Source organism: Silvanigrella paludirubra (assembly GCF_009208775.1).
Taxonomy (GTDB): Bacteria; Bdellovibrionota_B; Oligoflexia; order Silvanigrellales; family Silvanigrellaceae; genus Silvanigrella; species Silvanigrella paludirubra.
Genome location: NZ_WFLM01000009.1, coordinates 45742 through 67601, shown reverse-complemented (window position 1 = coordinate 67601; position 21860 = coordinate 45742). Strand labels below are relative to the sequence as shown.

36 protein-coding genes are annotated in these 21860 nt (G+C 28.5%); 9 read left to right on the top strand and 27 right to left on the bottom strand.

Annotated features, from left to right (window positions below; genetic code table 11):
- Nucleotides 1-827 precede the first annotated feature (827 nt).
- On the top strand, nt 828-1160 hold the full coding sequence (locus tag GCL60_RS17180; RefSeq protein WP_153421916.1) for a hypothetical protein: 333 nt from the start codon (nt 828-830) through the stop codon (nt 1158-1160).
- A gap of 200 nt (nt 1161-1360) precedes the next feature.
- Here the strand turns inward: GCL60_RS17180 and GCL60_RS17175 are convergent, their stop codons facing one another.
- From GCL60_RS17175 to bet, 21 genes are all read right to left on the bottom strand, one after another.
- Entirely contained in the window at nt 1361-1825 is a 465-nt protein-coding gene (locus tag GCL60_RS17175) for a hypothetical protein (protein ID WP_153421915.1), read from the bottom strand.
- Between the two features lie 6 nt (nt 1826-1831).
- Complete coding sequence (locus GCL60_RS17170; protein ID WP_153421914.1) at nt 1832-2158, bottom strand: hypothetical protein; 327 nt, start codon at nt 2156-2158, stop codon at nt 1832-1834.
- Nucleotides 2155-2427: a hypothetical protein gene (locus tag GCL60_RS17165; protein ID WP_153421913.1), complete on the bottom strand. Its 273-nt coding sequence runs from the start codon at nt 2425-2427 to the stop codon at nt 2155-2157. Before GCL60_RS17165 ends, GCL60_RS17170 begins: the two co-directional genes overlap by 4 nt.
- Nucleotides 2428-2454: 27 nt before the next feature.
- A complete protein-coding gene (locus GCL60_RS17160) occupies nt 2455-3288 on the bottom strand; it encodes an RNA ligase family protein (RefSeq protein ID WP_153421912.1) in 834 nt (277 codons plus the stop codon).
- 14 nt (nt 3289-3302) lie between these two features.
- On the bottom strand, nt 3303-4268 hold the full coding sequence (locus GCL60_RS17155; RefSeq protein WP_153421911.1) for a hypothetical protein: 966 nt from the start codon (nt 4266-4268) through the stop codon (nt 3303-3305).
- 131 nt (nt 4269-4399) lie between these two features.
- Nucleotides 4400-5029 carry a hypothetical protein gene (locus GCL60_RS17150; RefSeq protein WP_153421910.1) on the bottom strand — a complete coding sequence of 210 codons (630 nt, stop codon included), beginning with the start codon at nt 5027-5029 and terminating at the stop codon, nt 4400-4402.
- 33 nt (nt 5030-5062) lie between these two features.
- Nucleotides 5063-5350 carry a hypothetical protein gene (locus GCL60_RS17145; protein ID WP_153421909.1) on the bottom strand — a complete coding sequence of 96 codons (288 nt, stop codon included), beginning with the start codon at nt 5348-5350 and terminating at the stop codon, nt 5063-5065.
- Between the two features lie 15 nt (nt 5351-5365).
- Nucleotides 5366-5569: a hypothetical protein gene (locus GCL60_RS17140; protein ID WP_153421908.1), complete on the bottom strand. Its 204-nt coding sequence runs from the start codon at nt 5567-5569 to the stop codon at nt 5366-5368.
- 16 nt (nt 5570-5585) lie between these two features.
- On the bottom strand, nt 5586-5915 hold the full coding sequence (locus GCL60_RS17135) for an Acb2/Tad1 domain-containing protein (RefSeq protein WP_153421907.1): 330 nt from the start codon (nt 5913-5915) through the stop codon (nt 5586-5588).
- Nucleotides 5916-5924: 9 nt separating this feature from the next.
- The gene (locus GCL60_RS17130) at nt 5925-6377 is read right to left on the bottom strand and encodes an ImmA/IrrE family metallo-endopeptidase (protein WP_153421906.1); all 453 of its coding nucleotides are present in this window, start codon (nt 6375-6377) and stop codon (nt 5925-5927) included.
- A complete protein-coding gene (locus GCL60_RS17125; protein ID WP_161998268.1) occupies nt 6374-6637 on the bottom strand; it encodes a type II toxin-antitoxin system RnlB family antitoxin in 264 nt (87 codons plus the stop codon). Before GCL60_RS17125 ends, GCL60_RS17130 begins: the two co-directional genes overlap by 4 nt.
- A 1-nt stretch (nt 6638) precedes the next feature.
- Nucleotides 6639-6911, bottom strand: coding sequence for a hypothetical protein (locus GCL60_RS17120; protein ID WP_153421904.1), 273 nt, complete (start codon nt 6909-6911; stop codon nt 6639-6641).
- A 12-nt stretch (nt 6912-6923) separates the two neighbouring features.
- Entirely contained in the window at nt 6924-7157 is a 234-nt protein-coding gene (locus tag GCL60_RS17115; protein WP_153421903.1) for a hypothetical protein, read from the bottom strand.
- Nucleotides 7154-7348, bottom strand: a complete 195-nt coding sequence (locus GCL60_RS17110; RefSeq protein ID WP_153421902.1) for a hypothetical protein — start codon at nt 7346-7348, stop codon at nt 7154-7156. The genes GCL60_RS17115 and GCL60_RS17110 overlap by 4 nt, the downstream gene beginning before the upstream one ends.
- Nucleotides 7345-7935, bottom strand: a complete 591-nt coding sequence (locus GCL60_RS17105) for a helix-turn-helix domain-containing protein (protein ID WP_153421901.1) — start codon at nt 7933-7935, stop codon at nt 7345-7347. Before GCL60_RS17105 ends, GCL60_RS17110 begins: the two co-directional genes overlap by 4 nt.
- 102 nt (nt 7936-8037) lie before the next feature.
- Nucleotides 8038-8331, bottom strand: a complete 294-nt coding sequence (locus GCL60_RS17100) for a hypothetical protein (protein ID WP_153421900.1) — start codon at nt 8329-8331, stop codon at nt 8038-8040.
- Nucleotides 8328-9662, bottom strand: coding sequence for a hypothetical protein (locus tag GCL60_RS17095; RefSeq protein ID WP_153421899.1), 1335 nt, complete (start codon nt 9660-9662; stop codon nt 8328-8330). Before GCL60_RS17095 ends, GCL60_RS17100 begins: the two co-directional genes overlap by 4 nt.
- Nucleotides 9663-9904: 242 nt before the next feature.
- Nucleotides 9905-10477, bottom strand: coding sequence for a hypothetical protein (locus GCL60_RS17090; RefSeq protein ID WP_153421898.1), 573 nt, complete (start codon nt 10475-10477; stop codon nt 9905-9907).
- Nucleotides 10474-11496, bottom strand: coding sequence for an MFS transporter (locus GCL60_RS17085; RefSeq protein ID WP_153421897.1), 1023 nt, complete (start codon nt 11494-11496; stop codon nt 10474-10476). Before GCL60_RS17085 ends, GCL60_RS17090 begins: the two co-directional genes overlap by 4 nt.
- A complete protein-coding gene (locus GCL60_RS17080; RefSeq protein WP_153421896.1) occupies nt 11489-12142 on the bottom strand; it encodes a S24 family peptidase in 654 nt (217 codons plus the stop codon). The genes GCL60_RS17085 and GCL60_RS17080 overlap by 8 nt, the downstream gene beginning before the upstream one ends.
- A gap of 310 nt (nt 12143-12452) precedes the next feature.
- Nucleotides 12453-13529 carry a phage recombination protein Bet gene (bet, locus tag GCL60_RS17075; RefSeq protein ID WP_153421895.1) on the bottom strand — a complete coding sequence of 359 codons (1077 nt, stop codon included), beginning with the start codon at nt 13527-13529 and terminating at the stop codon, nt 12453-12455.
- Nucleotides 13530-13728: 199 nt separating this feature from the next.
- On the opposite strand from bet, the gene GCL60_RS17070 reads away from it, so the two are divergent.
- The 6 genes from GCL60_RS17070 to GCL60_RS17045 are packed head-to-tail and all read left to right on the top strand — an operon-like array spanning nt 13729 to nt 17234.
- Entirely contained in the window at nt 13729-14304 is a 576-nt protein-coding gene (locus GCL60_RS17070; RefSeq protein WP_153421894.1) for a siphovirus Gp157 family protein, read from the top strand.
- Between the two features lie 33 nt (nt 14305-14337).
- Entirely contained in the window at nt 14338-14679 is a 342-nt protein-coding gene (locus GCL60_RS17065; RefSeq protein WP_153421893.1) for a hypothetical protein, read from the top strand.
- A 28-nt stretch (nt 14680-14707) separates the two neighbouring features.
- On the top strand, nt 14708-15133 hold the full coding sequence (locus GCL60_RS17060; RefSeq protein WP_153421892.1) for a single-stranded DNA-binding protein: 426 nt from the start codon (nt 14708-14710) through the stop codon (nt 15131-15133).
- Between the two features lie 47 nt (nt 15134-15180).
- Nucleotides 15181-15627 carry a phosphatase domain-containing protein gene (locus tag GCL60_RS17055; protein ID WP_153421891.1) on the top strand — a complete coding sequence of 149 codons (447 nt, stop codon included), beginning with the start codon at nt 15181-15183 and terminating at the stop codon, nt 15625-15627.
- 22 nt (nt 15628-15649) lie between these two features.
- Complete coding sequence (locus GCL60_RS17050) at nt 15650-16276, top strand: hypothetical protein (RefSeq protein ID WP_153421890.1); 627 nt, start codon at nt 15650-15652, stop codon at nt 16274-16276.
- Between the two features lie 31 nt (nt 16277-16307).
- The gene (locus GCL60_RS17045) at nt 16308-17234 is read left to right on the top strand and encodes a hypothetical protein (RefSeq protein ID WP_153421889.1); all 927 of its coding nucleotides are present in this window, start codon (nt 16308-16310) and stop codon (nt 17232-17234) included.
- A 63-nt stretch (nt 17235-17297) separates the two neighbouring features.
- Here the strand turns inward: GCL60_RS17045 and GCL60_RS17040 are convergent, their stop codons facing one another.
- Nucleotides 17298-17738: a DUF2513 domain-containing protein gene (locus tag GCL60_RS17040; RefSeq protein ID WP_153421888.1), complete on the bottom strand. Its 441-nt coding sequence runs from the start codon at nt 17736-17738 to the stop codon at nt 17298-17300.
- 356 nt (nt 17739-18094) lie between these two features.
- Here GCL60_RS17040 and GCL60_RS17035 point away from each other — a divergent pair, with 356 nt between their 5' ends.
- Together GCL60_RS17035 and GCL60_RS17030 are read left to right on the top strand one after the other, a co-directional pair.
- The gene (locus GCL60_RS17035) at nt 18095-19108 is read left to right on the top strand and encodes an acetate and sugar kinases/Hsc70/actin family protein (protein WP_153421887.1); all 1014 of its coding nucleotides are present in this window, start codon (nt 18095-18097) and stop codon (nt 19106-19108) included.
- The gene (locus tag GCL60_RS17030; RefSeq protein ID WP_153421886.1) at nt 19105-19389 is read left to right on the top strand and encodes a hypothetical protein; all 285 of its coding nucleotides are present in this window, start codon (nt 19105-19107) and stop codon (nt 19387-19389) included. Before GCL60_RS17035 ends, GCL60_RS17030 begins: the two co-directional genes overlap by 4 nt.
- 16 nt (nt 19390-19405) lie before the next feature.
- On the opposite strand, the gene GCL60_RS17025 is transcribed toward GCL60_RS17030, so the two are convergent.
- The 5 genes from GCL60_RS17025 to GCL60_RS17005 form a co-directional block, all read right to left on the bottom strand.
- Complete coding sequence (locus GCL60_RS17025; RefSeq protein WP_153421885.1) at nt 19406-19606, bottom strand: hypothetical protein; 201 nt, start codon at nt 19604-19606, stop codon at nt 19406-19408.
- A gap of 51 nt (nt 19607-19657) precedes the next feature.
- Entirely contained in the window at nt 19658-20068 is a 411-nt protein-coding gene (locus GCL60_RS17020; protein ID WP_153421884.1) for a hypothetical protein, read from the bottom strand.
- A 13-nt stretch (nt 20069-20081) separates the two neighbouring features.
- The gene (locus tag GCL60_RS17015; RefSeq protein ID WP_153421883.1) at nt 20082-20606 is read right to left on the bottom strand and encodes a hypothetical protein; all 525 of its coding nucleotides are present in this window, start codon (nt 20604-20606) and stop codon (nt 20082-20084) included.
- 71 nt (nt 20607-20677) lie between these two features.
- Entirely contained in the window at nt 20678-21283 is a 606-nt protein-coding gene (locus tag GCL60_RS17010; RefSeq protein ID WP_153421882.1) for a GNAT family N-acetyltransferase, read from the bottom strand.
- A gap of 16 nt (nt 21284-21299) precedes the next feature.
- A complete protein-coding gene (locus tag GCL60_RS17005; RefSeq protein ID WP_153421881.1) occupies nt 21300-21857 on the bottom strand; it encodes a hypothetical protein in 558 nt (185 codons plus the stop codon).
- Between the last annotated feature and the right edge of the window lie 3 nt (nt 21858-21860).

Genomic DNA, 21860 nt, shown 5'->3' with positions numbered 1-21860 from the left:
CATGATTTAAGCTTATCCATGGCTTCAAAAATTATTAAAGGCGAAGGCAACTTAACATTAGAAACCATTGCTCATATTGCGTTTTGTAACGGAAAAAAAGCCCATATTGTTTTTACTGATTAAAAAAAGCCCCAATCGGAATTTGGGGCTTTAAAGCTATAATTATACAATGAAAGGAAATTTTACATTAACTTAAAAAAGTTAAAAATACAAATTCAATTGCAGTCAATTGACTGCCAAATATTTTAAAAAAATTACATAACAAAATAAAAAAGCCCCAGGCAGAGCGCGGGGCTATCTCTTTCTGCTCTTGGCAGATGAGCTAAATTATCACTGAATAAAACCTTGAATGAGTTTCCGACGCCCTTCAAGGTTTATAAAACGTACCCATTTAAACCTGCAACGGTAGAATTATGAAATTAAATCATAACAAAGGCGCATTCAGAAGATCTTTAAAATATTTCATGCGAGACCAAAAATCAAATTTTTTTTAGCAGTCAATTGACTGCTAAGGTTTTTTAAATTAAACCAAAATAGAATTTACCAACCTAAAAAGATTTGTAAGCGCTAAACCCAGAAATTTCTGTAATTGATAAATGACGTTTAGTTGCAGCGTCAGACTCAAAGAGAGTTCCTATTTTAACCCCCTCTTATAAAGTAAAAAAATTAAACTCAATTTATAAAAACAAAATCATATACTTAAGTCTGTTTTTGATAAACTTTAAAAATATTTTCCCCCTTGAAAAAACCAAGCTTTCAATTTCAAAATTCCAAAATTATATTCAAAATTGTCCAAGTTTTGTTTAATTTTAAGAAAGGATAATAATATGATAAAATATAAGCTCACAGATAACGAAACTAAAATATTTAATTACATAGTTCTGCTTCATGAAAAATCAAAAAAAAGAAGAGAAACAGGTATTCATTATGATGCACTCGAACCAATAGAAAAAGTTGAAATAAATATAGAATTTGAAAAATTAACAATTTTTAGCCATGAATTACATCGATTACTAGCGCTAAGAGGTTATGAGCCTATTCATAGCAAAAATATGTATAGAAATCGTCGGGTCCCTGTAACAGATCCAGAATTCTACAATCATCTTCATTCTATTGAAGATCTAATTTTAATAATTAAGGCTTCCACCCAAAAACCCTAAACTTATCCTACTAGAAAAAAGTTATTCATATAAAATAAGGATTTTAGAAAAAATAGATTAAGAAGAAATTCGTATTGCCGTCAATTGACTGCATTGGTTTCTTGCAAGAAAATCAGATCTGAATTAAAAATAAAATAGCTTTTCATCCTATGCAAAAGTTAATTAAAGCTTCTAGCGGCCAGCCTGAGGCTTTCTTTTTTTTATGTAATTAATTTTAAATTTTTTTCTTCTTTTTTAAATATTTTAATCTGCTTCTGTAAATCTTTCTTAACATAATAAATATGATTCATATTCGTAGTGTAACACATCTCTTGCCATCCTCCGTTGTTTTGTACAATTTTCCATCCAAGTTCACCCACATAATCTTTAGCTTTATCGTGATTATATGCGCCATACAATTGCATGCCTCTTACAATTCGTTCAGCAATTTGCAAACTTGGTTCTGTTTCTGATTCTGCAAGCTGTTCAAATTCAAATATCGAGGGAATCATGTAACCTTGTTTTGCTTTCTTATAAATTTCTCCAAGCGCAAAAAGAGCTTTCTTTTCTCCGAGTTTAATACAACTTTTGAGCCATGACTTTATATAATTTTCTGAAAGGCTTCTTTCACACCGCTGACAAATTTCACGAATAATTGTCGCACATTTTTTTTCAAAGTTGTCCATAATTTATTACCATTTAATTTTAAGTTCAGCTATTTCTTTACCATTAATGCGTCTTTCTCTTGTATGTGTAAATTCCGTTTTAAACCCCAATGAATTAAAATAATTAACAAGATTTTCGCCTCCATTTTTATTTTTAATAATCTTATTAAATTCAGAACAATCATCATTTGTGATTAGAAGATATTTTTTATCTTCTGAAGAATTTTTTAATATTAAATTTTTTATTTTATTAATTAATTTATCATATTTAATATCAAATTCTTCTTTTTCTTTTTGAAGCTCTGAGGCTCTGAGTTCTCTAATATATTCTGCACTAAATTCTTTTTCATTCATTTTGTTAGTCCTAATCTATTTTTTAAATTATTTATTGTATTTCTGAGTTTTATTTGATCAATTAATTTTTTTGGAGTTAATAAGGTCTGACTTTTCATGCAAGCATTACATGTTCTAATAAATCCGCGATGTTCTTTTGAGACAAAGAATTCAAATGTACCATTTTCCCATAATTCTTTTTTACATGCAGGACAATTCTTAGAGTGATATGTTAATTCTTTATATTTTTTAAACATCTTTTCTTTGTCTGTATCAATAATAAAAATCATTTTTAAAAGTTCTTTATGTTATATATTTTAGCTTGCTTTGCTTTGTTTTAATAATTTACTTTTTATTAAATCCACTACAAAATACCCAACTTCTCTTTTTATTTTTTTTAAGTTCTGATTGTAGATATTTTCATCAATTTGTTCTTCACTTAGCAAATCAGAGGTGTAATCATTAATTATTAAACCTATAGATTTTGGAAATTCTTTTAAATATCGTTCATCTTTAGATAGCAAATTTTCTAATCTGTTATGCTGTAATAAGTAATCAAAAACTAAATTGTCTTGTTTCATTTTCTTATCAGACTTTGATGAAATCCATTTTGTTTCCTCTGGGTTAAAAACTTTTTTATACTTTACTCCGTTAATATCAATAACGATTCCCTCAACATTCATAAAACCTTTAACTAATTCTGAACCATTATTTTTTAAATATTCCATTTTTTCATTAATTATATTAAAGTTTATTTCTCCATGATATAAAACTGGAATAGTATTTGTTCTCTCTGGAAGAGGCTTATTATGAAATTTTTGCCAATCAAATAAAATTAGATTTCGATTATCTAAACCTTCTCCTGAATTTATCCCAAATCCTACCCATTCACCGTAATGATATCCTTCCCCTAATTTATCTATAAATTCTTCTTTATTTTCATGAATAAATTTAGCAAATCCATAATTATCATCTTGAGGAGTTATCCAGCGAGTTCTAGATCCACAAATTAAATCTAAATTTCCTGTCATCCCATCAAAATAGATATAAATTAAAGCGTTTGTCCCGTGTAACTTTTGAGTGATAGTCATTTTTGCTTTATAAAGTGCATTTATTTTATTAAATTTTTTAAAATCTTCACTTGGTTTCATTTGTCACCTCTTTTTTAAATATCCAAAATTTCGCTATTCATTTCTTTTTTAAGAGAATTTAAAGCGTTCATGATGTTTGAGTCGATTGTTTGAGAAACATCGCCTTTTTTTGCCTGTAAAGATGTTGCTACATTCCTATTATTCTGAGCCGCTGCAAAAATATTTTGAATGTCACCAGCGAGGTAAATCGGTGAGTGACCTTTGGTGACATGCCATGAATTTTGAGATCGCAAATAACAATTCACGCAATCAATTAAATTTTGCTCTGAAAATGTAGCGCCCATTTTTTTTATAATAGATTGAATGGACCTGCTTAGAGTTGCGAAGTCTAGGAATTTTGCTTTGTAACGATGTTCGTAAGATTTTACGAATGCATCTATCCCTGACTTGAGCATTTGAGAGGTTCGATCATCAAGTTTTTTTTCATTCGTTTTTACGACTCTGATTTTAGTCTTTTTTAGATCAGAAATATTTTTTTCAATATTTATCTGTTCTTCTTCTATTATCTTTTTATATTCTTTATCTGTTATTATAGTGTTGGGAGAATTGATATCGTTGCGTATATCTGAATACTCATTTTGTGTGCAGCTCTTACTCAAATTGTCGGTCTCTGATTCCGATCTAATGTCGGTTTGTTCAGAATTCCATTCTTTGGTTGCTTGGTTGATCATGCGGCCGTTTGGTGTGTACCAGCAAGTTCTATCAAAATTATTTATATTAAAATTTTCTTTAATAACCCATCCATCATTAACTAGCTCTGACAAATGTCGCTCGATGCTTCTAGCTGATAAATTACCATCTAAATCTTGTGATAGTTCTTGTGCCGATCTTTTAACCCAAATAGCATTACCCTTTTTCATATTGGGGTTGCTTTTATTCATTGAAACCCAATCAATAATCTTTTGTAATACCAATGATTTTGATATCCCTAATTTTGCGCTTAATGGATAAGACAATCTAATAAATGAACCTGAAGACATAGTTAATTCTTTCTTCTTGCTTTTTATTTAATAAGTGTTATTCTATGGGTCTGTATGCACATTACAGCATATCGGTAATCGAGTAGGGGTCAGTACTTAGGTACTGGCCGCTCTAGTTTTAAGCCTATTTTTTACAGCCCACACGCATTTAATTCTTGAACAGCCCTAGCAACTTTATTTAATTTTGAGTTTTTTATTTGCATTAATTCTTCTGTAAACTTTTCTTGCTTCTTTTGTAATCCCGCGATTGTTTTTTGAATATGAATTAATTTTGCTTCTATGAATTCTTCATAATTTAAATCAATAATATTCCGAACCGTAGAGCCGATTTTCACTAATCCCCCAAACATGTCTTCAATGTACAAAGGGACTGAGATTGTACTATTTTTATGCAATACTGGTTTGTTTACTTGTATCGATTCATTAACAAACTTTTGTAGAGCTAGCCTACATATTTTTAAAGCCCTTCTTTGGTGTCTGTTCTCATATTGGCTCAAAATAATAATAACATCAGTAAGAGAATATTTTCTGATTATTTTTTGAGTAGGTTGTTTTACGGAAATACTCTTACCTATTGTTACTTTATTGTAATTGCCAATAATATCCATTTTAAAAAGTTGATCTGCCTTGCGGTTGAAATGATGTTTTTCGATTCCTGCAAATTCGGCTAAAAATTCATCTGTGATTGTTTTCGAGTCATCTAAATTAGTCATTAAAATTTCAAGAGCTTCGTTTTCATTTTTTGCTGATAAAGTATTCATTTAATTTCCTTTTATCTAAATATAATTTTTATCTTATTGTGCTAGCTCGTTATTTGATTTTTCCATAATAACTAATTTATAATCTTTAACTTTAATTTCGAGGGACTTGATTTTAATATTTAAGAAATTAATTTCTGATTCTAATTCTTTATTTTCAATTGCTAGCTTCAAAGCTCCATATTCTGGAGAAATAAAATAATTAATTATATCAGTTATTTTAAATTTGGTTTTAATTACGTATTTAATTACAAAAAAACATACAAATCTGATAATCAATAAAACTGTGGCCGTTATATTTACAATTGCTAAATATTCAATCATTTTATAATTCCTTATTTAAGTTAAATTTAAAACAAAAGACTCTAATTTTTGAAATGTTCTTGTTGTTATTGATTCGCCTTTTGCTATTTTTTCTAATGTATTTACAGCGATTTTTGATTTTTTTGATACAGTTGTTACATTGCCTAATTTTTCAACCGCAATTACATAATAATCTAATAATATTTTGTTTTTTCTTTTATCAATCCTATTATAGTTCATATTGTATATACTCCCATTAACTTCTTTGAATTCCTGCTTCCGCAAAAAACATTGTAGTTTCTAAACTTGTTAATGCCGTTGATAATTCACGACTATCAGGAATTGTATCAACTAAAAAACAAGCTAATTCTTTGCATTTATTTCTGATTAATGAGCATTTATCTTGGCTCTCTTTTGTTATCTCATTTTCAGAAAATCTTTCTTCTATATATGCTTTAAATACCAGTTGATAATTAATATTTATTCTACTTGCAGAAGCTATTTCTTCAACTTTTTGACGACTTTTTAAGTTTAGTTTTAAATATATATCTGATGCTTTATTTCCTTCAATTATATTTATAGTCATAATATCTCCTTAAAATTCCCACTGAATTTGTTCGCCTTCACTCAAACACAAAAATCTATTTAAATTTTTAATCATCGTTTCTGAAACTGGAATTTTTAAAAGTGCTGCAATAGCAAACGCAATTCCATTCGCTTTGATTTCTTCATCTCTTTCTTCAATTTTAAGTCCTGCTTCGTTTTTATAAAAATCTAAAATTGCGTGTCCAAGTTCATGAAGTAAAATAAAATTTAAGTCTGTAGGATCAAATTCTGTAAATTTTTTTACAAAAACAACTGCTGATTTTTCTATATATAAAGCATCATGTTTATTTGCTTCTTCAGGTAATCCTATTATATTAGCTTTCTCTAAAGTCTCAGCTACTCTAAATTCAACACCGAAATTATTAATTGCAAAACTCCGAATATTTCTAGGAATTCTTGTCTTAAATGTTTTATGTTCAGTATTTGAATTATTTTTTTTCATATTCTTTCCTCTTGATTTACTTGTTTCCATGTTCCATCTATGAATCGTTCTCCATTGTAATAGATTTCAAAAAAGCAATTCTTTTCTGGAAAGTTTCTTTTGGATAAATCAAAAAATATCAATCCTTTTTTTATATTTTTATTTTTTAATTCTTTTTCAATTTCATTAAAATTAGTAAAATCAGATGATTTATTTTTCATATAAATTTTAGCTCTATATTTTGAATTTTTATCATTAATTTTTAGATGAATATCTTCCATTTTATTTTCTCCATGATTTTTTAATGATATTTGATTCATCAAGAGAACCTTTTGGGCGCTCAACTCCTGAAGGTGGTGCGCATTTAATTTTTTGATTAAAAACTCTAAATAAATCTAAAGTTTTTTCTAAACTGTGAAGTTGAGATCTTGCTTGACTTGCCATTTTTTCTATGGTGTTAATTAATAATTTTTTATCTCTCTTTAAGTTATCTATCTCAATTTTTAATTGATTATTTTCATCTTTTAAGTTCTCGATTGATTCAGTATTATTCATTTTATTATCTCTTTATTCATAAATATTGTTAGCTATAAATCTACATCTTTCGCACAATCGCTCTGAAGTTGTTTCTTTAATTAATTTCTTGCAACTTATACAATTTCTATTTTTTTGGACTAAATCTTTTAAACCAAGAATCCTTCTAGACTTATTAATTTCTTTTATCATTCTTGCATTTAGTTTAGTTTCGCTTTTATTGTATGGCTTAATAGATAATATTTTTTTATTATCTTCATTATTCATGCTCTATCTCTCTGATAAATAAACATTAAGTTTTCAATGGATTTTTTTAAGTTTAATAATGAAACATAAATATTTTGATTTTTTGCGATATTTTTTTGAACATTATTTTCACGTACTAACTTTTTCATCTTTGCGTATGACTTTGTTATATCATCAATTTTTTCAATATATTCTCTATGTAAATTGCTCATTTTCCAGTGCTCCCAAAGCCATTATTTTTGCGTATTATTTTTTTATTGATTAAATTATTTGCGGTGTGGATATTTGAAATAACGCCTTGAGCTATGCGCTCGCCTTTAAAAATTAGTTTAGGTTTAAAGGAAAGATTTTGAACTATAATGCAAATCTCTCCTGTATAATCAGGATCGATAGTGCCAAGTTGGATATGAAGTTTTTCTTTAAGGAGGGATGAGCTACGAGGTCTTATTTGAAGCTCAAACTTATCTGATAAATCAATTATTTCATCGCTATCAAGATAAGATAAAAGATGTTCTTTATTTATTAAAATTTTCTTATTTACATTTTCATATTTAAGATCGCCCTTGGCACACATTCTTCGGATAGTTGTAGGACTGCATCGTGCTAATTTAGCGGCTGCTGTTGTGCTTAATAAATCAGAATCATCTTCTATTTTCCAAAATAATCCTGTTTTTATTTTTTTAACTTGCAGCGGCAAAAGTAAAACATTTTCATTCGCTGCAATATCAAAGCCTGCTGATTTTTCTGTAGCATAAAATACTTCATTATTTGAAGTATTAATTATTTTAATACTTTGCATTAATCGGTACTCCCTTAGGGAATGTTTTTTTATTAAGAACTCTTTTAATTCGGTTATTCCTAAAGGAACGATTTTATAAAAGAGTTCTATTGCAAAAGTAAATTAAAAAGTTCCATGTGTCGATTTTTTGTCTTGAATATTTTTAACGATTTTGTTTCTTTCCGGTAAGACCCTTTCAATGTAATAAGAACGGTTATATATTCTCTGATTTTCTTTTTTATTTTGTATGCTTAATTGCTTTTGTTCTTCATCTAATTTTTTGCGTCCTCTTTTTTTAAGAATTCTTGTTTTTTCTACAGCGCACACATGATGTTTTTCACAATAATACTTTCCACTTCTAGTTTTCGAATAAGGGACAGGAAAATCGCAAACGTAACAATTTTTATTTATAGTCATGCTGCCCTCGCTTCAAATTTAAAGCTTGTAACGAAATTTTTATAAGATTTGATGCTTGGAAGAATTAAAGATGAAAATTTTGCGGGACCATGCTTTTTGATTTCTTTTTGAACAATGATTTTATTTGCTCTATCTAAATTTTTGTACCAAGCTAAAGCAGAATCGCTTAAGCCATCAGTTAAACTTGATTGACGTGTTTCTTTAGCTTTTAAAGGCTCATTTTGTTTTGCATGAACACTGGTTAAGGCCTGTCCTAAAAATTGCTCCACAGGTGCTTTAAAACGATTTGCTATTTGCTCGATTGATTCTTTTTTGCATTCGGTAATCTCTTTAGCTTTAAAAGAAGCAATATATTCTTTGTTATCAATAAAACTTTTTACTTCATTAATGAAAATACTTTCGATATTCTTAGAGTTATTTAAATTGTTGTAATGCTCATTAGCTATGGCAGCTTTAGCGAAAGATAAAAATTGATCACAGTTGTTAAGATCTAGGTGAAGCTTAGCTTTAGCTATTAAGCTTTCGCATTCCATATTTGGGATAAACTTCCTTTTTTGCTTTTGCTTAAGTAATTCGCAAATTATAATTCCCACTTGCTTTAATTCTGAGTTGTTACTTTTATAAGCAATAGGATTTTCAATTGTGTGTGAAATTTTTTCTTCACACATTGGAGAATTTTGAGGGGAAAGTTTTAAAGAGGAAAGATCTAAGGGGAAAATGTCTGCATCTCGTACAACCTTACTTTGCATGTCGTGCATATTAGATGTGTAAGGTGTGCGGACTTGCTTTGCAGGAGTTGCGGACTGTAAAATTTTTTTATTGCTACTTTTTAGAGATTTTTGAAATTTGTACTCTTTTACATGCTCATTGTGATTCGAGGTAGGAACTAAACTTTTTTGTAAATAATTTACATGCTCATCAAAAAGCTTATTAGTTAAGCAAAAACTACTTTCCTCTTGTAAAAAAGTTTTTTGGGAAAAATTTCTTTGCTTATTTAAATATTCCAATTTTATTAATTCGGAAATGATTTTATGGACTGTTCTTACGCCTAATTTAGTTTCGGAAGCAATTTGAGAGATTGAAATTTTTATCCAAGATTTAAAATCTTTTTTAAAATCCAAATGTGAAGAAATACATAATAAAACTAAACTTTGAGTTGAAGTGATATTTGGATTTGTCCAAATTGCCCTTAAAGATCTACCACCATTGTAAGCTTCATTTTTTGCGTGATTGTGAGTGTAACCTTCCCGCATTGGTTTTAAAATTAGTTTATTTTTATATGTTTTTCTGGTTTTGGATTTTGAAAGATCACAACAATTTTGAGTAGTCATATAAATCGTCCTTGAATTAACGATCTTGTACGACTTTTAGTTCTATGCTATCATTGCATTTATAGCGCTTTCGAACTAAAAATCGTAAGATCTATATTTGTTATGAAATTCTCCATCAACTTCTGGCAGGAACTAGCGGAGAATTTAAAGCAATCAATTGAGACACTCTAAAGAGTGTCTCTTTTTTTTTAATACTATCAATAGCAAAGGGCAATCAAACGAAGGTGACACGTGTCACCTTTTTAAATAATTTCCAGCGTATTTAATATGTTTTTTCTTTTACACTTATCTATATTTAAAGCTATGTTTAAGCTGTTATTAAAAATCTCATGAATGTTAATTATATTCTTATAAAAAAATTCATTCTTGTCTAAATTTTCTTTTGATACCCCAATAGTGAACGAAGCTTGAATATTTCTTTTTAAAATTTTGCTATATTGATTATACATTGCAAAAATAGTTGTGCGTGGTTTAATAATTTGGTCGAAATTTTGCCTTGAATAAACGGCTTCAACTTCTCTTTTATTTGATACTGTAATCTCTTCTAAACTCAATAAAAGTGATGATTTATTATCCTGATCAAATTTTTTATATTTAGGACAATATAGGTGCATTTCTTTTTCTGTAAATATGCTTACCAATTGTTCAGCATTTGTTAAAATTATGTTATTTTCGCCATCGTTGATAGCGACTGTAAACATATTAACGTTAAGCCCAAGCTTTTTTTCTTTATCAATTTTTGAATTGAAAAATTTTGTGAATTCTTTCATTTTCTCTTTCGGGTTTAATATCGCCTTCCTTGGTACAGCTTTCATGATTTAAATACCTCCCTGATTATTGGGACTAACGCCCCCATGCTTCCCATGACTGTGTTATAAACTAATCCGAATTTTGGATATAAACTTTTACTATTTGACAAATATTTTATAGCTGAAGAAATCGAAATGCCGCCTAGCGCACAGCACATTATAAATGCTGTAAAAAAAGCTAACAAATTTAAATTAAAGTACATTAAAATAAGCAATAGAAAAATAGCCAAAGCATTTATTAATTTTAAAAATCTTAGAATATTTATTTTATCAAATATATATCCAAATATAATTGATAAAAAAGAAATGCTTAACATAGCTAGAGGTAAGCTAATATATTTTTGACCTGATGTTAAAAAGGCTAGGACTGTATTGAACATAGCAGCATAAATAATTATATATGAAATTGCTTTAAATGCGCTCACATTTTTTGAACTTGTTTCAAATTTTTCGTTACTTACTTTTGGAATCTTGGATCTAATAATAACAAATAATAAACTCAAAATTCCTGATATAATAAATGCTAATCTCCAAGATTCTAAATTAAATAATGAAGGAATTAGAGGAATTAAAATAAAGCAGGCAGCCATAGCAACGGCACCACTTGTTAGAAACGCTGCAATCGCAGTATTTTTGTATTTAGTCACGTTTAAATATGCAAAAACAAAACTTAAACCGCTCTCTCCTCCAAAAATAAATCCTTGCATAAAGCGGCAAATTAAAAGTAAATATATTCCAAAGTCATTTCTTGGACAAAATGCAATTATAAATGTTGGAATTGCAATCCAGAGAGGTGAATTTCTTAAAAATGTTGTGATTCCATTCTTTTGATTTTTAGCAAAAATTCCAAAAAAAAGAGAACCAAATGGCCTTGCAATATATGAAATTGAAAAAATCAATATTGATAAAAATAAATTTTCTTTTCCAAGTAGAAATTTTGAAAGCTCATGAGAAAACACTAAATAAACACAAAAGTCAAATGCTTCGATAAATGCACCCATATATATATATCTAATTTTAATCATTTTGATTCTCCAATATTTCGATTTTTCCAACATGCTTTTTATGAATTATTATAGGTGATATCCAATTAATTTTATTTACTTTAACAACAGGATCATCTGTTTTATCAAGATTATCTGCTACTAAAAAAACATTATTTTCAACAATTCGAAGTCTTCTTACATAAGTGAAATTATCTTCAACCCGCGCAATTACAATTTCATTATTCAATCGTTCTAAATTCTTTGAAGGGTCTCCATTAACTCCAAAAACAATGTCTCCATTTTTTAAAAATGGCATCATTTCATTTGTTGAAATACATGCATATTTGTATGGAAATATTCTTGTTAAAATGGTTTTTAACCAATGCCTTTGTTCTGTATTTGTATCGTCAAAATTAATATACTTATTAGTTTTTAGAATTGAAAAAGAGCTTATGGGGCAAGAACCGTAGCCCGTTTCGATCCATTCATCTGAAATATTAAATCCATAATTTTGAATTTTTTTAGTTATTTCTAGTGACTTACTCTTTGGTAATACTTTTTCTCCACACTCTATATTTCTCATATAGCTATAAGATAGTGAGAATTTGCTGCAAAAATCTTTGAGGCTTAAATTTAATATTTCTTCCCTGAGAAATTTTAATCTTTCTAGCGATTCGTTTAACATTGCTTCTCCAAATAAAATTATAATTTATATTTGTAAAATATAAATAAATAATAATTTAGTTTATTTAATACAGAAGGTTTCTGTATTGAGTTTATTGATATACATATTTTTTGATAAATCAATAAAGATATTTATATTTATTAATGGTATGTAATTTATAATTATAAAATTAATTAAAATAAATAATTATAAATTCCAAAACCAAGCATTTTCTATAAAACTTAAGTATAAGAAAAAATATCCATTTTATTTATCTTAAATAGTCGATTATTTTTATCAGAGTATTACTCTCAAATACTAGGTTGCAGCATTAAGCTGCTGAAATATCTTTGGAATGATTAATTTTGTAATCATTTTCAATATTTATAAGATGTTCTTTTAAATGTTTCAACGGAACACCAAGGCACCGCTCGCTAAAATATGTAGCTAGCTCTACTGTTTTTTCCATGTCATTTTTTATCTCAGAAAATATTTTTAAGCATCTGAATATTTCCTTGAACTTACTTTTATGATCTTCTGAGCCATTATAAACAATTTCGTTATCAATCACTTCCGCTTCAAGTGCTTTTTCTTTTCTGTCGAGAACCTTTTGAGCTTGAGCGACTTGTGCAGGAACTTTTTTGACTGACTGAGTATTTACTTCTTCTTCAATTTGTTTTTGTTGAACCTCGGTAATTTTTTTATTTTGTTCTGTCCATTCTTTTGTGCTTGGTAATTTAGGCTTCTGAGCCTCATCTTTTACTTCTTGCGCTTCAATAACTTCATTATTAGATTGGGCCATTTCATCAGCGGTATAAAGCCCAGATAAATCACTCGGAAAAGCTTTTCTTAAGGCTAAAGCTTCAGCACATTTTCCTAGCATTAATTCTGGGAATTTTTTCCACATAGAAGAAACCTCTTGGCTGTTTTTTCCATGATTATTTTTCACCCAATAGCATTGTACATAAGAATCCCATTTTGCTATTGCATAAGTTGCTTCTTGATATCCTTTTCTGTAAATTCCAACCTTTGCAGCAAATGGATATTCTTCTTGAGTCCAAATTTCTGTCCACTTCCCATCTTTTCCACAAAATAATGTTGTAGTCTGTCCTGCGTATTCAGGATTTCTCGAAGCAATAGATCTAAAACCATCAATTGAAACTTGTATAACTCCATTACTTTTTTTCTCTTTTGAATCATCATCTTTTGTTTTTCTTTGGATTAAATAAATTTGACGAGAGAATGGATCTAATCCTGTTCTCTTACAGGTATAGAGGAACAACTCTAATTCTTCATCGGTTGCGCCTTTGGCTATTGAGTTTTTTAGAACATTTATCTGTTCTGGAGAAAAATTTGCGATTGAAGAGGCGGATTTTTGAATATCATTTTTTTTAACTGGTAGTGTCATTTTCGATTCTCCCTTTGGGATTTGAGTTAATGTAACGGACTAAGGAACAAATTTAAAATATATTTATTTAAAATATTTGTCAAATTAAATTTAGGAAATTTTTTATAATATCGACCCGTTGACAAAAATTTACATCTAGTATAAAATAATTTTATCGTCACAGTGACGATGAAAAAACTTTCCCAAAGGGAGAACCGACATGGCAAAAAAAGATACTGCTATTATTCCTGTAAAAATTCCTTTCGCTGAAACTCAAAAAAAACTAGCTGAATTTATGGAATACCTTGAGATAACAGCAGGAGAAATTCCGGACGATTTAATACCCTCGCTAGATGCTGTTGAAATAAATTCACGGGCCGCTGCTGATAGAAGAATTTTTTTAATTGATGCTTTAGATGTTCAAATAAATCATTTTGATGAAATGATAAAAGATATCAAACTGAGACAAACAAAACTTATTAAAGCTCAAGATAATATTTATAAAAAAACATTAGATATAATGCGTGAAAATAATATTCGAGAAATTCATGGCTCAATTAAATCATTTAAAATTAGAAATAAAGGCGGAGTTGAAGCGATTAATTGGCTTGTTGATTTTAATGAAGTAAAAAATGTCGTTTCCGAAAATGAAGAAACATTAATTCCTAAAGAATTCATAGAAGAAAAAACAATCAAAATAATTAATAAAAAAGCTTTATCAGAGGCAATCAGAAAAGGCGATGATATGCTTTGCGGAACAAAAGCGGGCCGAGAAGAAGTATTAGCAATAGTTTAAAATAAAATTTAATAAAAAATAAAGGAATATATAATGAACGATAATTATCAATTTGATAAATGGGTTTGGCTTGCTCATCATCAACATCATATTTGCGCAAATGACTGTGACTTTAATTTAGCAACACTTCTCCCAAATGGATTTTTAATCTCTACTATCGGAGAGCTGTATGATAGAAATAATAAAATATTTTTAGAAATTGGTGATGAAAGATTTTATGAGACAAAGGTCTTTAAAACTAATGGTGAATTTAAAAAATGCGGATGCCCTAAGGTTGATGAATATATCGAATTAGATTTTAGCGCTTATAATCATCCGAAAGATGCACAAAATGGACATATATTAATGTGTAAAAATTGGGCTTTAAAAAATTAATATAAAAAAATAAACAAAAGGAAAATTTATGTCAAGCGTGAACAAAGTTATTTTAGTTGGTAGATTAGGACAAGATCCAGAAATTAGAAGCACAACAAGCGGACAAAATGTTTGCACTCTTAGCATTGCTACAAGTGAAAGTTTTATCAAAGAGGGTATCAAGCAAGAAAAAACAGAATGGCACAGAGTTATACTTTGGGGAAAATTGGCAGAAATAGCACACAAGTTCTTAAAAAAAGGTCGTCTCGTTTATATTGAAGGAAAACTTCAAACTCGTTCATGGCAAGACCAACAGGGACAGAAACGCTATACAACAGAAATTTTGAGTAACTCGATTCAATTTCTAGAAAGCAACTCGCAAAGTACAAATCAAAATGATAATGAATATTATAATAATCAGGAGCCGGAATTTTGTTCAAATTCTAGTCCAATTACAGATGATATTCCCTTTTGAGTAATGCAAATATTAAAAGATTATTTTGATTTTCAAGGAAAAATAAAATGAAACAAAAAGCAATTATTGTTGATTTGGATGGTACTTTAGCAGATTGCGAACATAGAAAAAAATTTATTGAAGGCTCAAAAAAGGATTGGAAGTCTTTTTTAAAAGATGAAAATATAATTCAAGACAAGTTAAATACATGGTGCGCTTCAATTATTACAAACTTTAAAGGCTCTCACAAAATAATATTAGTTACTGGTCGTAATGAGTTTACAAGGGCAATAACCGAGGAATGGCTAGCTACCCATGATCAATTCTACGATTTATTACTAATGAGAAAAGACCAAGATTATCGTCAGGATGCAGTGATTAAGGAGGAGATTTATAATTTGCACATTCAGCCAAGATTTGACGTGACCTTTTGCGTTGATGATCGTAAACAGGTAGTCGACATGTGGCGACGCATGGGGCTTATCTGTCTTCAATGCGACGAAGGTCAATTTTAAAATTTAAAGAAATGGCATTAAAATGAGCAAAAATAGGTCTCTTTATCTCAGAAATCAAAAAAATGAATTTAAAGAAGAGCTTCGTAAAATTCGGATTCCTCAGACTGTGAAGCAAATTGATCCTCAATTTGTCGAAGCTGTGGCCGCTATTATTTGCTCATTTAAAGATGGGGAAAAACTTTCTGAAAGCCAGAAAAAAGGTCTTTCTATTATGCTTATTAAAGCTGATAAAATTCAAGACGCAGAATTTGCTGAAAAAGAGATCCAACATATCTTAAATCGTGGAAAAGTTAGCGTTGATAGGCGAGGTAAGGATACAACTTTAAAATGCGCGCCTAATTTTTTGCTTTATCATATAGATAAACGCATTGGTAACTGGACTAGAAGATTACTAGCAAAATGCTTAAAAAATCCATCAATCGCAAGACCTGCTTTTATCGCACATGCTTGTGGTGCAATTAAAGCCATAGGCAAAGAAAAAGCTGAAGAAGCATTAGCAAAATCTCCAGATGAACTTTTTAAATTAATTCATGAACCTCAATATTATGAGGCTGGGTATAGACATCGTTCTTACTATATTAGAATGCAGGCTATAGGGAATGAGCAAAGAAGGTTGATTAGAGAAAAAAGATTAAATAAAAATACTTAATAATAATGAATTAAAATAAAGGTGATTCTTGATGGAATTTGTAAATTCAGATATTAATGCAATGCGTTTCATTAAATTATCTGAAATATTTTTGAACGAATATATTATAAAGTATGATAATATTATTAATTCAGTAAATGATAATAAAAAGCAAATGATTGCCAATAAATGGCATCTAATTTTTATGAGTTCAGATTTATCTTCATCAATATCATATTTTGATACTATTAGAAATGACCTATTAAGAGACTATTACTCTTCTACTACTAAATGCTATTATCAAGGCAAATCCTCATCTGTAGTTTCCTATTTAACGAGAAGTAATATATTTAGCCTTTTTATATTAGCTAGAAGCATTATATTAAATTCTGCATATGTTAACTTATATTATGAATTCAATAAATATTTTAATCAAAAAGATGATGAATTGTTTGATGATAAATTTAAGGAAATAATAAAAAATATCTTCTCAAATGATGAATTAGATAGATATAATTATATAGATATTTTCAACGATAATAAAAAAATTTACAACTTTAATAAAACAAGTAAAAGTTTAATTACAACTTATGAAAGACAAATTATTCAAGAGATTAATTCAAAAGGATTAAATGAAAGTTCTAAACCTCTAAACGATACAATGGTCGTTAAAAATTTATGTTTTAATATTCAAAAAGATTTTAATAACCATTTTATAAAAGATAATGAAATAATAACACTTTTTGAAATGTCTTCAAAAACTTATCACAGAAATGAGTCATACTTGTGTTTCATGAATAATTTGGTAAATACACATAAATTACCTTCGTTCAGTATAAACACCATTTTTAAAACTGCATTAATTAGTTTATTTCTTGTTGTAAATCAAATTGATAATTGCATGAAAATTTATGGATTAGAAAATAAAAAAAGCGAAGAATTTTTGAAGAATTTTAAATCTTTAGAATCCTATATTTAATAAGTATTTTTTATAATATATAATGCCTAAATAATCTATCAAATCAAAATAATAATTATAAAGTTACTTTAGTGAAGAATTTATTATAGCTCCGATAGCTAAAGCAGGGACTTTTGAAACAGTATCTAAAGATATATTTCCAATTTTTTCGATAACTTTTTTTAAAATATTATCATTGGATAAAGTTTCCAGAAATTGATGTCCGCTAAGAGTTAATCCATTTATTGAAACCATGTAAAAAGGATGTGTTTTTCGAATTTCTCCATATAAATAGTTATTATCAATTAATATTTTCAAATGATATGCAAGAGTTTTAATATACTCAATTTCTTCATTATATTTATTTTCCTCTTCAAATGGATCAATATTTTTATTTGGGCATAGTATGAATGAGTATTCGCCTAAGCCATCACATGGAATTTCCATTGAGTCATATTTTGTTTTTATTAATCCATTTTTAGCATTTAACAAAACTTCTTTAAGTAAATTCTGATCAATATTCATTATATATTTCCTATTTTAATATTATTTAATTAAAAAGATTAAATTTATTTCTCTTCTAGTATTTCATCATATAATATAAATCCTCCAATTATAAAAATTATTTAAATCATTAGATATACTCATCTTGTTTTCTAATTTGTCAAATTAATATGTTATAAAAATTAAAATTTTTATATTAGTTCACTTCCCCTCTCTAAAAATTTCCGTTACATTGCATTTGCATAAATAAACAAATGTTATTTATGCAATAAATTTTATTTGTGTGATAAGGAAGTGAATTTTATGTTTTATATGTATTTTAATTATGCAATAAACAGAATTCACCCTTTAAAGCTAAAATATTTATGCTTTAAAATATGAGGAACTATCTAATGGAATTTCTACCAAGTTTTATTTGTTCTGCCCCCAAAGAAAAAGAGTTGCTAAATAAACAATCAATTTTAATTGATGATAAGGGAATTGAAACGGTTGTAGGCGATCTGGCGCAAACTTTAAATCCTCATAGCCCAAGAATATTTGGTGGAACTTTAGAGTCAGATCATTACCAAACATTATTAAAAGCAGGACTTGCAAGAGCTTTGGGAGAAGGGACACACGTAATTTCATTAGCCATGAGCGTCCCTTTTCAGTTTATGGATCAGTTTCGTGATCAGGTAGGTGATAATACCCTTGCAAGAAATAAACTTGCTTTGCTTAAGGAAACAGTAGCAAATATTAGGTTCAAGGATAAATCCACTGATTCAAATTGGAAAAATTGCGAAATCATTATTCAGGAAGAACCAACTATTGCATATGAATTCCTAGCTTCTATGCTCAACATTCCACTTGACGCAAAAACTTTTTTATATTGGCACATCGGGCACGGTGACTGGCAACAAGCAAGTAGAGTTGATGGAAAGAATTTACCAGATTCTTACGCACGCGTTGAAGGTTTAGCAGGAGCAATTCAGGTTTTTTCTGACCAACAAAATTTATCATCAAGTGAAGCAATAAACTCATGGCAATTAGGTAACATGCCAGAAAAATCCGGTATGAATGGAAAAAGAATTGATTGTTTGAAGGAAAAAGAAACTGCTGCCAGACAATTTATCCGTTCAGTTATTGGAGAACTTTTAAATAAAAATGCCCGTTATAAAGATAGAGCAAAAAATATTGTTGTCAGTGGTGGTGCAGCAAAAGATCATGTATTTATGTCTGTACTTAAGGAAATCGCTAAAGGTAACGGTTATAACATTATTCTAATGACCGAACTTGTTGAAGACTTAGATCCAACTTTTAGCGTTGTTGCTGGTTTGTCTAAGTTAAAATCATCATACAAACATGTATCAATAGATATTGGAAACTCTAGCGTAAAGGTGTCCATAGTATGAGTGACGAAAAAAAGTTTTATCAAATGCGGTTGCCTGACTCGGAAGAGAATACAGATGTTTTAAACTTTATTAAGAATGCTAAAACTTCTTTTAATAGCTCAAAAATTAACTTTCCTAGAGGTCAAAAGTCTCAGGCGGATCGAGCTATTTGGCTTATGAATTATGCATTGGATATGCTTGCGAAAGAGAATAGAATTGAAGGAGCAAGTGCGGTTGATATCTCTATTGTAGAGAAAGATATAATACAAGATAAAAATAATCTTCTATCTTTACTGAAATAAAAAATAAAAATAAATATCAATCCAAATTTGGTTCAAGAATTTTTTCTCTTGATATTTTAGCATAATCATTTTCATTTCCACTATGCAAAGTATTTTTAATAGAGTCAAAGACTTCTTTGCATTTAGGACAAGTGTAAATACCTTTTGAACTATTACAAATAGTATTACTACAATTTGTACAAATATATCCTTTATGTCTATCAAGAATAATTGGCATATTTAAACTCCTAATTTTTATGACAAAATGCTTTAAGCGTCCATGACCCCTTTAATTAATTTTTTCTGGTTGTATAATTATAGTATTGTTACCACTTAGGTTAACACCAACAATCGTTCCAGTAACAATTTTTATTTTATTGTGTTTTACTAATTCTCTTTGCTTTAAATCCATTATTACACCAAAAGAAACATCATTATATCTACATATTACTCCATCATAGCTTATATTTACGTTTTTTAAATCTTTGCCAACTAATTCACTGGAAATACAATTCAATAATGCCGTTGTAGCTGTTTTTCCTATAAAATTACTAGGATTATTTCTAATTTTTTCATTTGAAAAAGTAGCTGCGTCAGAGTTACCGCCTCGATCTGTTGGAAATAAATTAAAATCTATCTTATTTGACGCAAACAAAAGAGATGGACTTAATAACAAGGGAATAATAAAAATTTTTTTCATAAAATCTCCTAATTTAAGTATTGTTCTGACTTTCAAATTTTAAATATTTACTCAATAATTCAGCTAATTCTTGATGACTATTATTATAAAAAAAGTTATTAAACTCTTTAGAGCTTAAAATTCTTGTATTATTAAATTTAGATAATTCCGATGAAAATTTATAATTATATTCATAGTATAAATTAATTTTTTCGAGTTTATTATTATAAATACTTTCCATTTCGTTTGAAAATTTAAACTCACTTAAATTTTTATTGATATTACTTTTTGCCATTTCACATCTATCTTTAGATATTCCGAATTCTCTTGATAAAACACTTAAAACATACCCATTATTGTCAGTTTTAAAAGAATAATCATCATTTAACATATTGGATAAAATTGTTTTCATGACTCCAATTCTTCCTAAACATAATTCAATTGCTTTATCTAATTTTTCAGAAGCTTCTTTATCGGAAAGAAGTGTTTTATCATCGCCAGAAAATAGATAAATTATAAAAATTATAAATGGCATTACAAAGAAAATAAGAAATTTCATTTACACCTCGAATTATTAATGACGGTATGAATGAAAACAAAAATAATTAAATCCGTCAATTTTAAATTGAATTAAAATCCATTTAATATTTTATTAAATTTTTTAACATTTCCCTCAGAATTATCTAAAAGCTTTTTTGAAAATTCAACCATTCCACAACGGAAAAAGAAAGCCCTTTTTAAATCTTCATTTAGGTAATGACTAAGCCACCCAATTTGACCATACTCAGCGTGACACTCAATTGAAGTTAAATAAAAATCTTTTTTGATCATTTGCGATAGAATGTTATTATTTGAAAGAACAAAACAGCATGTAATTTGGACAAATCCTAATTCTTTACAAAACTCAATTGCCTTGTTTAAACATTCGGACAAAATCCCTTGCTTTCTGTACTCATTTTTTACAACTCCGTGGCGTAAATAATAAACATCTATATCTTTTTGTTCTCCACGAAATAATGCAATAGCTTTATCACCATCTTTTAAAATAAAATGATGTGAGATATTTGAAGTCATTTTTAATAGGTTTTTTCTTTTATCCATTTGCTCTTTTGTTAGAAGTCCTTCACGAATAAAGGTTAGCTCTTCTGGAAAATCCTGCATAAACTCTTTATAGTAGGTGTCCCAATATTGATCTTGATTTACTTCTTGCACTTGATAATTTAAAATTTGTTTCATAATAATTATTTCCTTATTAAAATTCGAGTCTGTGCGAGATCCCGATCTCGCAAGAGTTATTGTTGTTAAAAATTTCGTGTTTAATTCTTGCAAAAGCCCACAAGTCGCCTGTTAGCCTGTAATCAAGTTTTGCCGAAACATTAGGCGAAAATTTAAATGTGTTTGGTAACTCCGAAAAGCTTTTAAATTTATTTTCAATTGCTAGTTGAGTTTCTATCGCTAAATTGTTTTTAGGCGTTTTAAGCTCGATTTTTTCGGTGGTCCTAGTCTCACTATTTAAAGTTGATAAATTTAAAATTTGGTCGCTTGTAATTTCATTTGTATCATTTGATACAATTTCCAGCGTTTTTTCAGAACCATCAGGTTTTTTTTCTGACAATTTGATTTTGTTTTTATGCTTTATTGTTTTTGATTTTTTTTCCTCTTGTTTTGTATCAACTAAATTTACCGATTGCTTTTCTTCTTTTTGAGTTTTTACCACCGTAGGTTGAGCCTCTGGTCGAGATAAACGGCCAGCAAAAAAAACAGCAATTAAAGTAACAAAGCAGATTATTATTTTATATTTTAAAGTCATTTT

Bases quoted from the DNA above. Each gene is read 5' to 3' on its own strand.
- GCL60_RS17105 (WP_153421901.1), bottom strand. From the start codon at position 7,935: ATGCAAAGTATTAAAATAATTAATACTTCAAATAATGAAGTATTTTAT.
- GCL60_RS17030 (WP_153421886.1), top strand. From the start codon at position 19,105: ATGAGTGACGAAAAAAAGTTTTATCAAATGCGGTTGCCTGACTCGGAA.
- GCL60_RS17010 (WP_153421882.1), bottom strand. From the start codon at position 21,283: ATGAAACAAATTTTAAATTATCAAGTGCAAGAAGTAAATCAAGATCAA.
- GCL60_RS17015 (WP_153421883.1), bottom strand. From the start codon at position 20,606: ATGAAATTTCTTATTTTCTTTGTAATGCCATTTATAATTTTTATAATT.
- GCL60_RS17135 (WP_153421907.1), bottom strand. From the start codon at position 5,915: ATGACTATAAATATAATTGAAGGAAATAAAGCATCAGATATATATTTA.
- GCL60_RS17175 (WP_153421915.1), bottom strand. From the start codon at position 1,825: ATGGACAACTTTGAAAAAAAATGTGCGACAATTATTCGTGAAATTTGT.
- GCL60_RS17145 (WP_153421909.1), bottom strand. From the start codon at position 5,350: ATGATTGAATATTTAGCAATTGTAAATATAACGGCCACAGTTTTATTG.
- GCL60_RS17180 (WP_153421916.1), top strand. From the start codon at position 828: ATGATAAAATATAAGCTCACAGATAACGAAACTAAAATATTTAATTAC.
- GCL60_RS17165 (WP_153421913.1), bottom strand. From the start codon at position 2,427: ATGATTTTTATTATTGATACAGACAAAGAAAAGATGTTTAAAAAATAT.
- GCL60_RS17095 (WP_153421899.1), bottom strand. From the start codon at position 9,662: ATGACTACTCAAAATTGTTGTGATCTTTCAAAATCCAAAACCAGAAAA.
- bet (WP_153421895.1), bottom strand. From the start codon at position 13,529: ATGACACTACCAGTTAAAAAAAATGATATTCAAAAATCCGCCTCTTCA.
- GCL60_RS17100 (WP_153421900.1), bottom strand. From the start codon at position 8,331: ATGACTATAAATAAAAATTGTTACGTTTGCGATTTTCCTGTCCCTTAT.
- GCL60_RS17155 (WP_153421911.1), bottom strand. From the start codon at position 4,268: ATGTCTTCAGGTTCATTTATTAGATTGTCTTATCCATTAAGCGCAAAA.
- GCL60_RS17170 (WP_153421914.1), bottom strand. From the start codon at position 2,158: ATGAATGAAAAAGAATTTAGTGCAGAATATATTAGAGAACTCAGAGCC.
- GCL60_RS17060 (WP_153421892.1), top strand. From the start codon at position 14,708: ATGTCAAGCGTGAACAAAGTTATTTTAGTTGGTAGATTAGGACAAGAT.
- GCL60_RS17150 (WP_153421910.1), bottom strand. From the start codon at position 5,029: ATGAATACTTTATCAGCAAAAAATGAAAACGAAGCTCTTGAAATTTTA.
- GCL60_RS17110 (WP_153421902.1), bottom strand. From the start codon at position 7,348: ATGAGCAATTTACATAGAGAATATATTGAAAAAATTGATGATATAACA.
- GCL60_RS17120 (WP_153421904.1), bottom strand. From the start codon at position 6,911: ATGAATAATACTGAATCAATCGAGAACTTAAAAGATGAAAATAATCAA.
- GCL60_RS17140 (WP_153421908.1), bottom strand. From the start codon at position 5,569: ATGAACTATAATAGGATTGATAAAAGAAAAAACAAAATATTATTAGAT.
- GCL60_RS17050 (WP_153421890.1), top strand. From the start codon at position 15,650: ATGAGCAAAAATAGGTCTCTTTATCTCAGAAATCAAAAAAATGAATTT.
- GCL60_RS17045 (WP_153421889.1), top strand. From the start codon at position 16,308: ATGGAATTTGTAAATTCAGATATTAATGCAATGCGTTTCATTAAATTA.
- GCL60_RS17070 (WP_153421894.1), top strand. From the start codon at position 13,729: ATGGCAAAAAAAGATACTGCTATTATTCCTGTAAAAATTCCTTTCGCT.
- GCL60_RS17025 (WP_153421885.1), bottom strand. From the start codon at position 19,606: ATGCCAATTATTCTTGATAGACATAAAGGATATATTTGTACAAATTGT.
- GCL60_RS17065 (WP_153421893.1), top strand. From the start codon at position 14,338: ATGAACGATAATTATCAATTTGATAAATGGGTTTGGCTTGCTCATCAT.
- GCL60_RS17115 (WP_153421903.1), bottom strand. From the start codon at position 7,157: ATGAATAATGAAGATAATAAAAAAATATTATCTATTAAGCCATACAAT.
- GCL60_RS17130 (WP_153421906.1), bottom strand. From the start codon at position 6,377: ATGAAAAAAAATAATTCAAATACTGAACATAAAACATTTAAGACAAGA.
- GCL60_RS17085 (WP_153421897.1), bottom strand. From the start codon at position 11,496: ATGATTAAAATTAGATATATATATATGGGTGCATTTATCGAAGCATTT.
- GCL60_RS17005 (WP_153421881.1), bottom strand. From the start codon at position 21,857: ATGACTTTAAAATATAAAATAATAATCTGCTTTGTTACTTTAATTGCT.
- GCL60_RS17055 (WP_153421891.1), top strand. From the start codon at position 15,181: ATGAAACAAAAAGCAATTATTGTTGATTTGGATGGTACTTTAGCAGAT.
- GCL60_RS17090 (WP_153421898.1), bottom strand. From the start codon at position 10,477: ATGAAAGCTGTACCAAGGAAGGCGATATTAAACCCGAAAGAGAAAATG.
- GCL60_RS17040 (WP_153421888.1), bottom strand. From the start codon at position 17,738: ATGAATATTGATCAGAATTTACTTAAAGAAGTTTTGTTAAATGCTAAA.
- GCL60_RS17035 (WP_153421887.1), top strand. From the start codon at position 18,095: ATGAGGAACTATCTAATGGAATTTCTACCAAGTTTTATTTGTTCTGCC.
- GCL60_RS17160 (WP_153421912.1), bottom strand. From the start codon at position 3,288: ATGAAACCAAGTGAAGATTTTAAAAAATTTAATAAAATAAATGCACTT.
- GCL60_RS17020 (WP_153421884.1), bottom strand. From the start codon at position 20,068: ATGAAAAAAATTTTTATTATTCCCTTGTTATTAAGTCCATCTCTTTTG.
- GCL60_RS17080 (WP_153421896.1), bottom strand. From the start codon at position 12,142: ATGTTAAACGAATCGCTAGAAAGATTAAAATTTCTCAGGGAAGAAATA.
- GCL60_RS17125 (WP_161998268.1), bottom strand. From the start codon at position 6,637: ATGGAAGATATTCATCTAAAAATTAATGATAAAAATTCAAAATATAGA.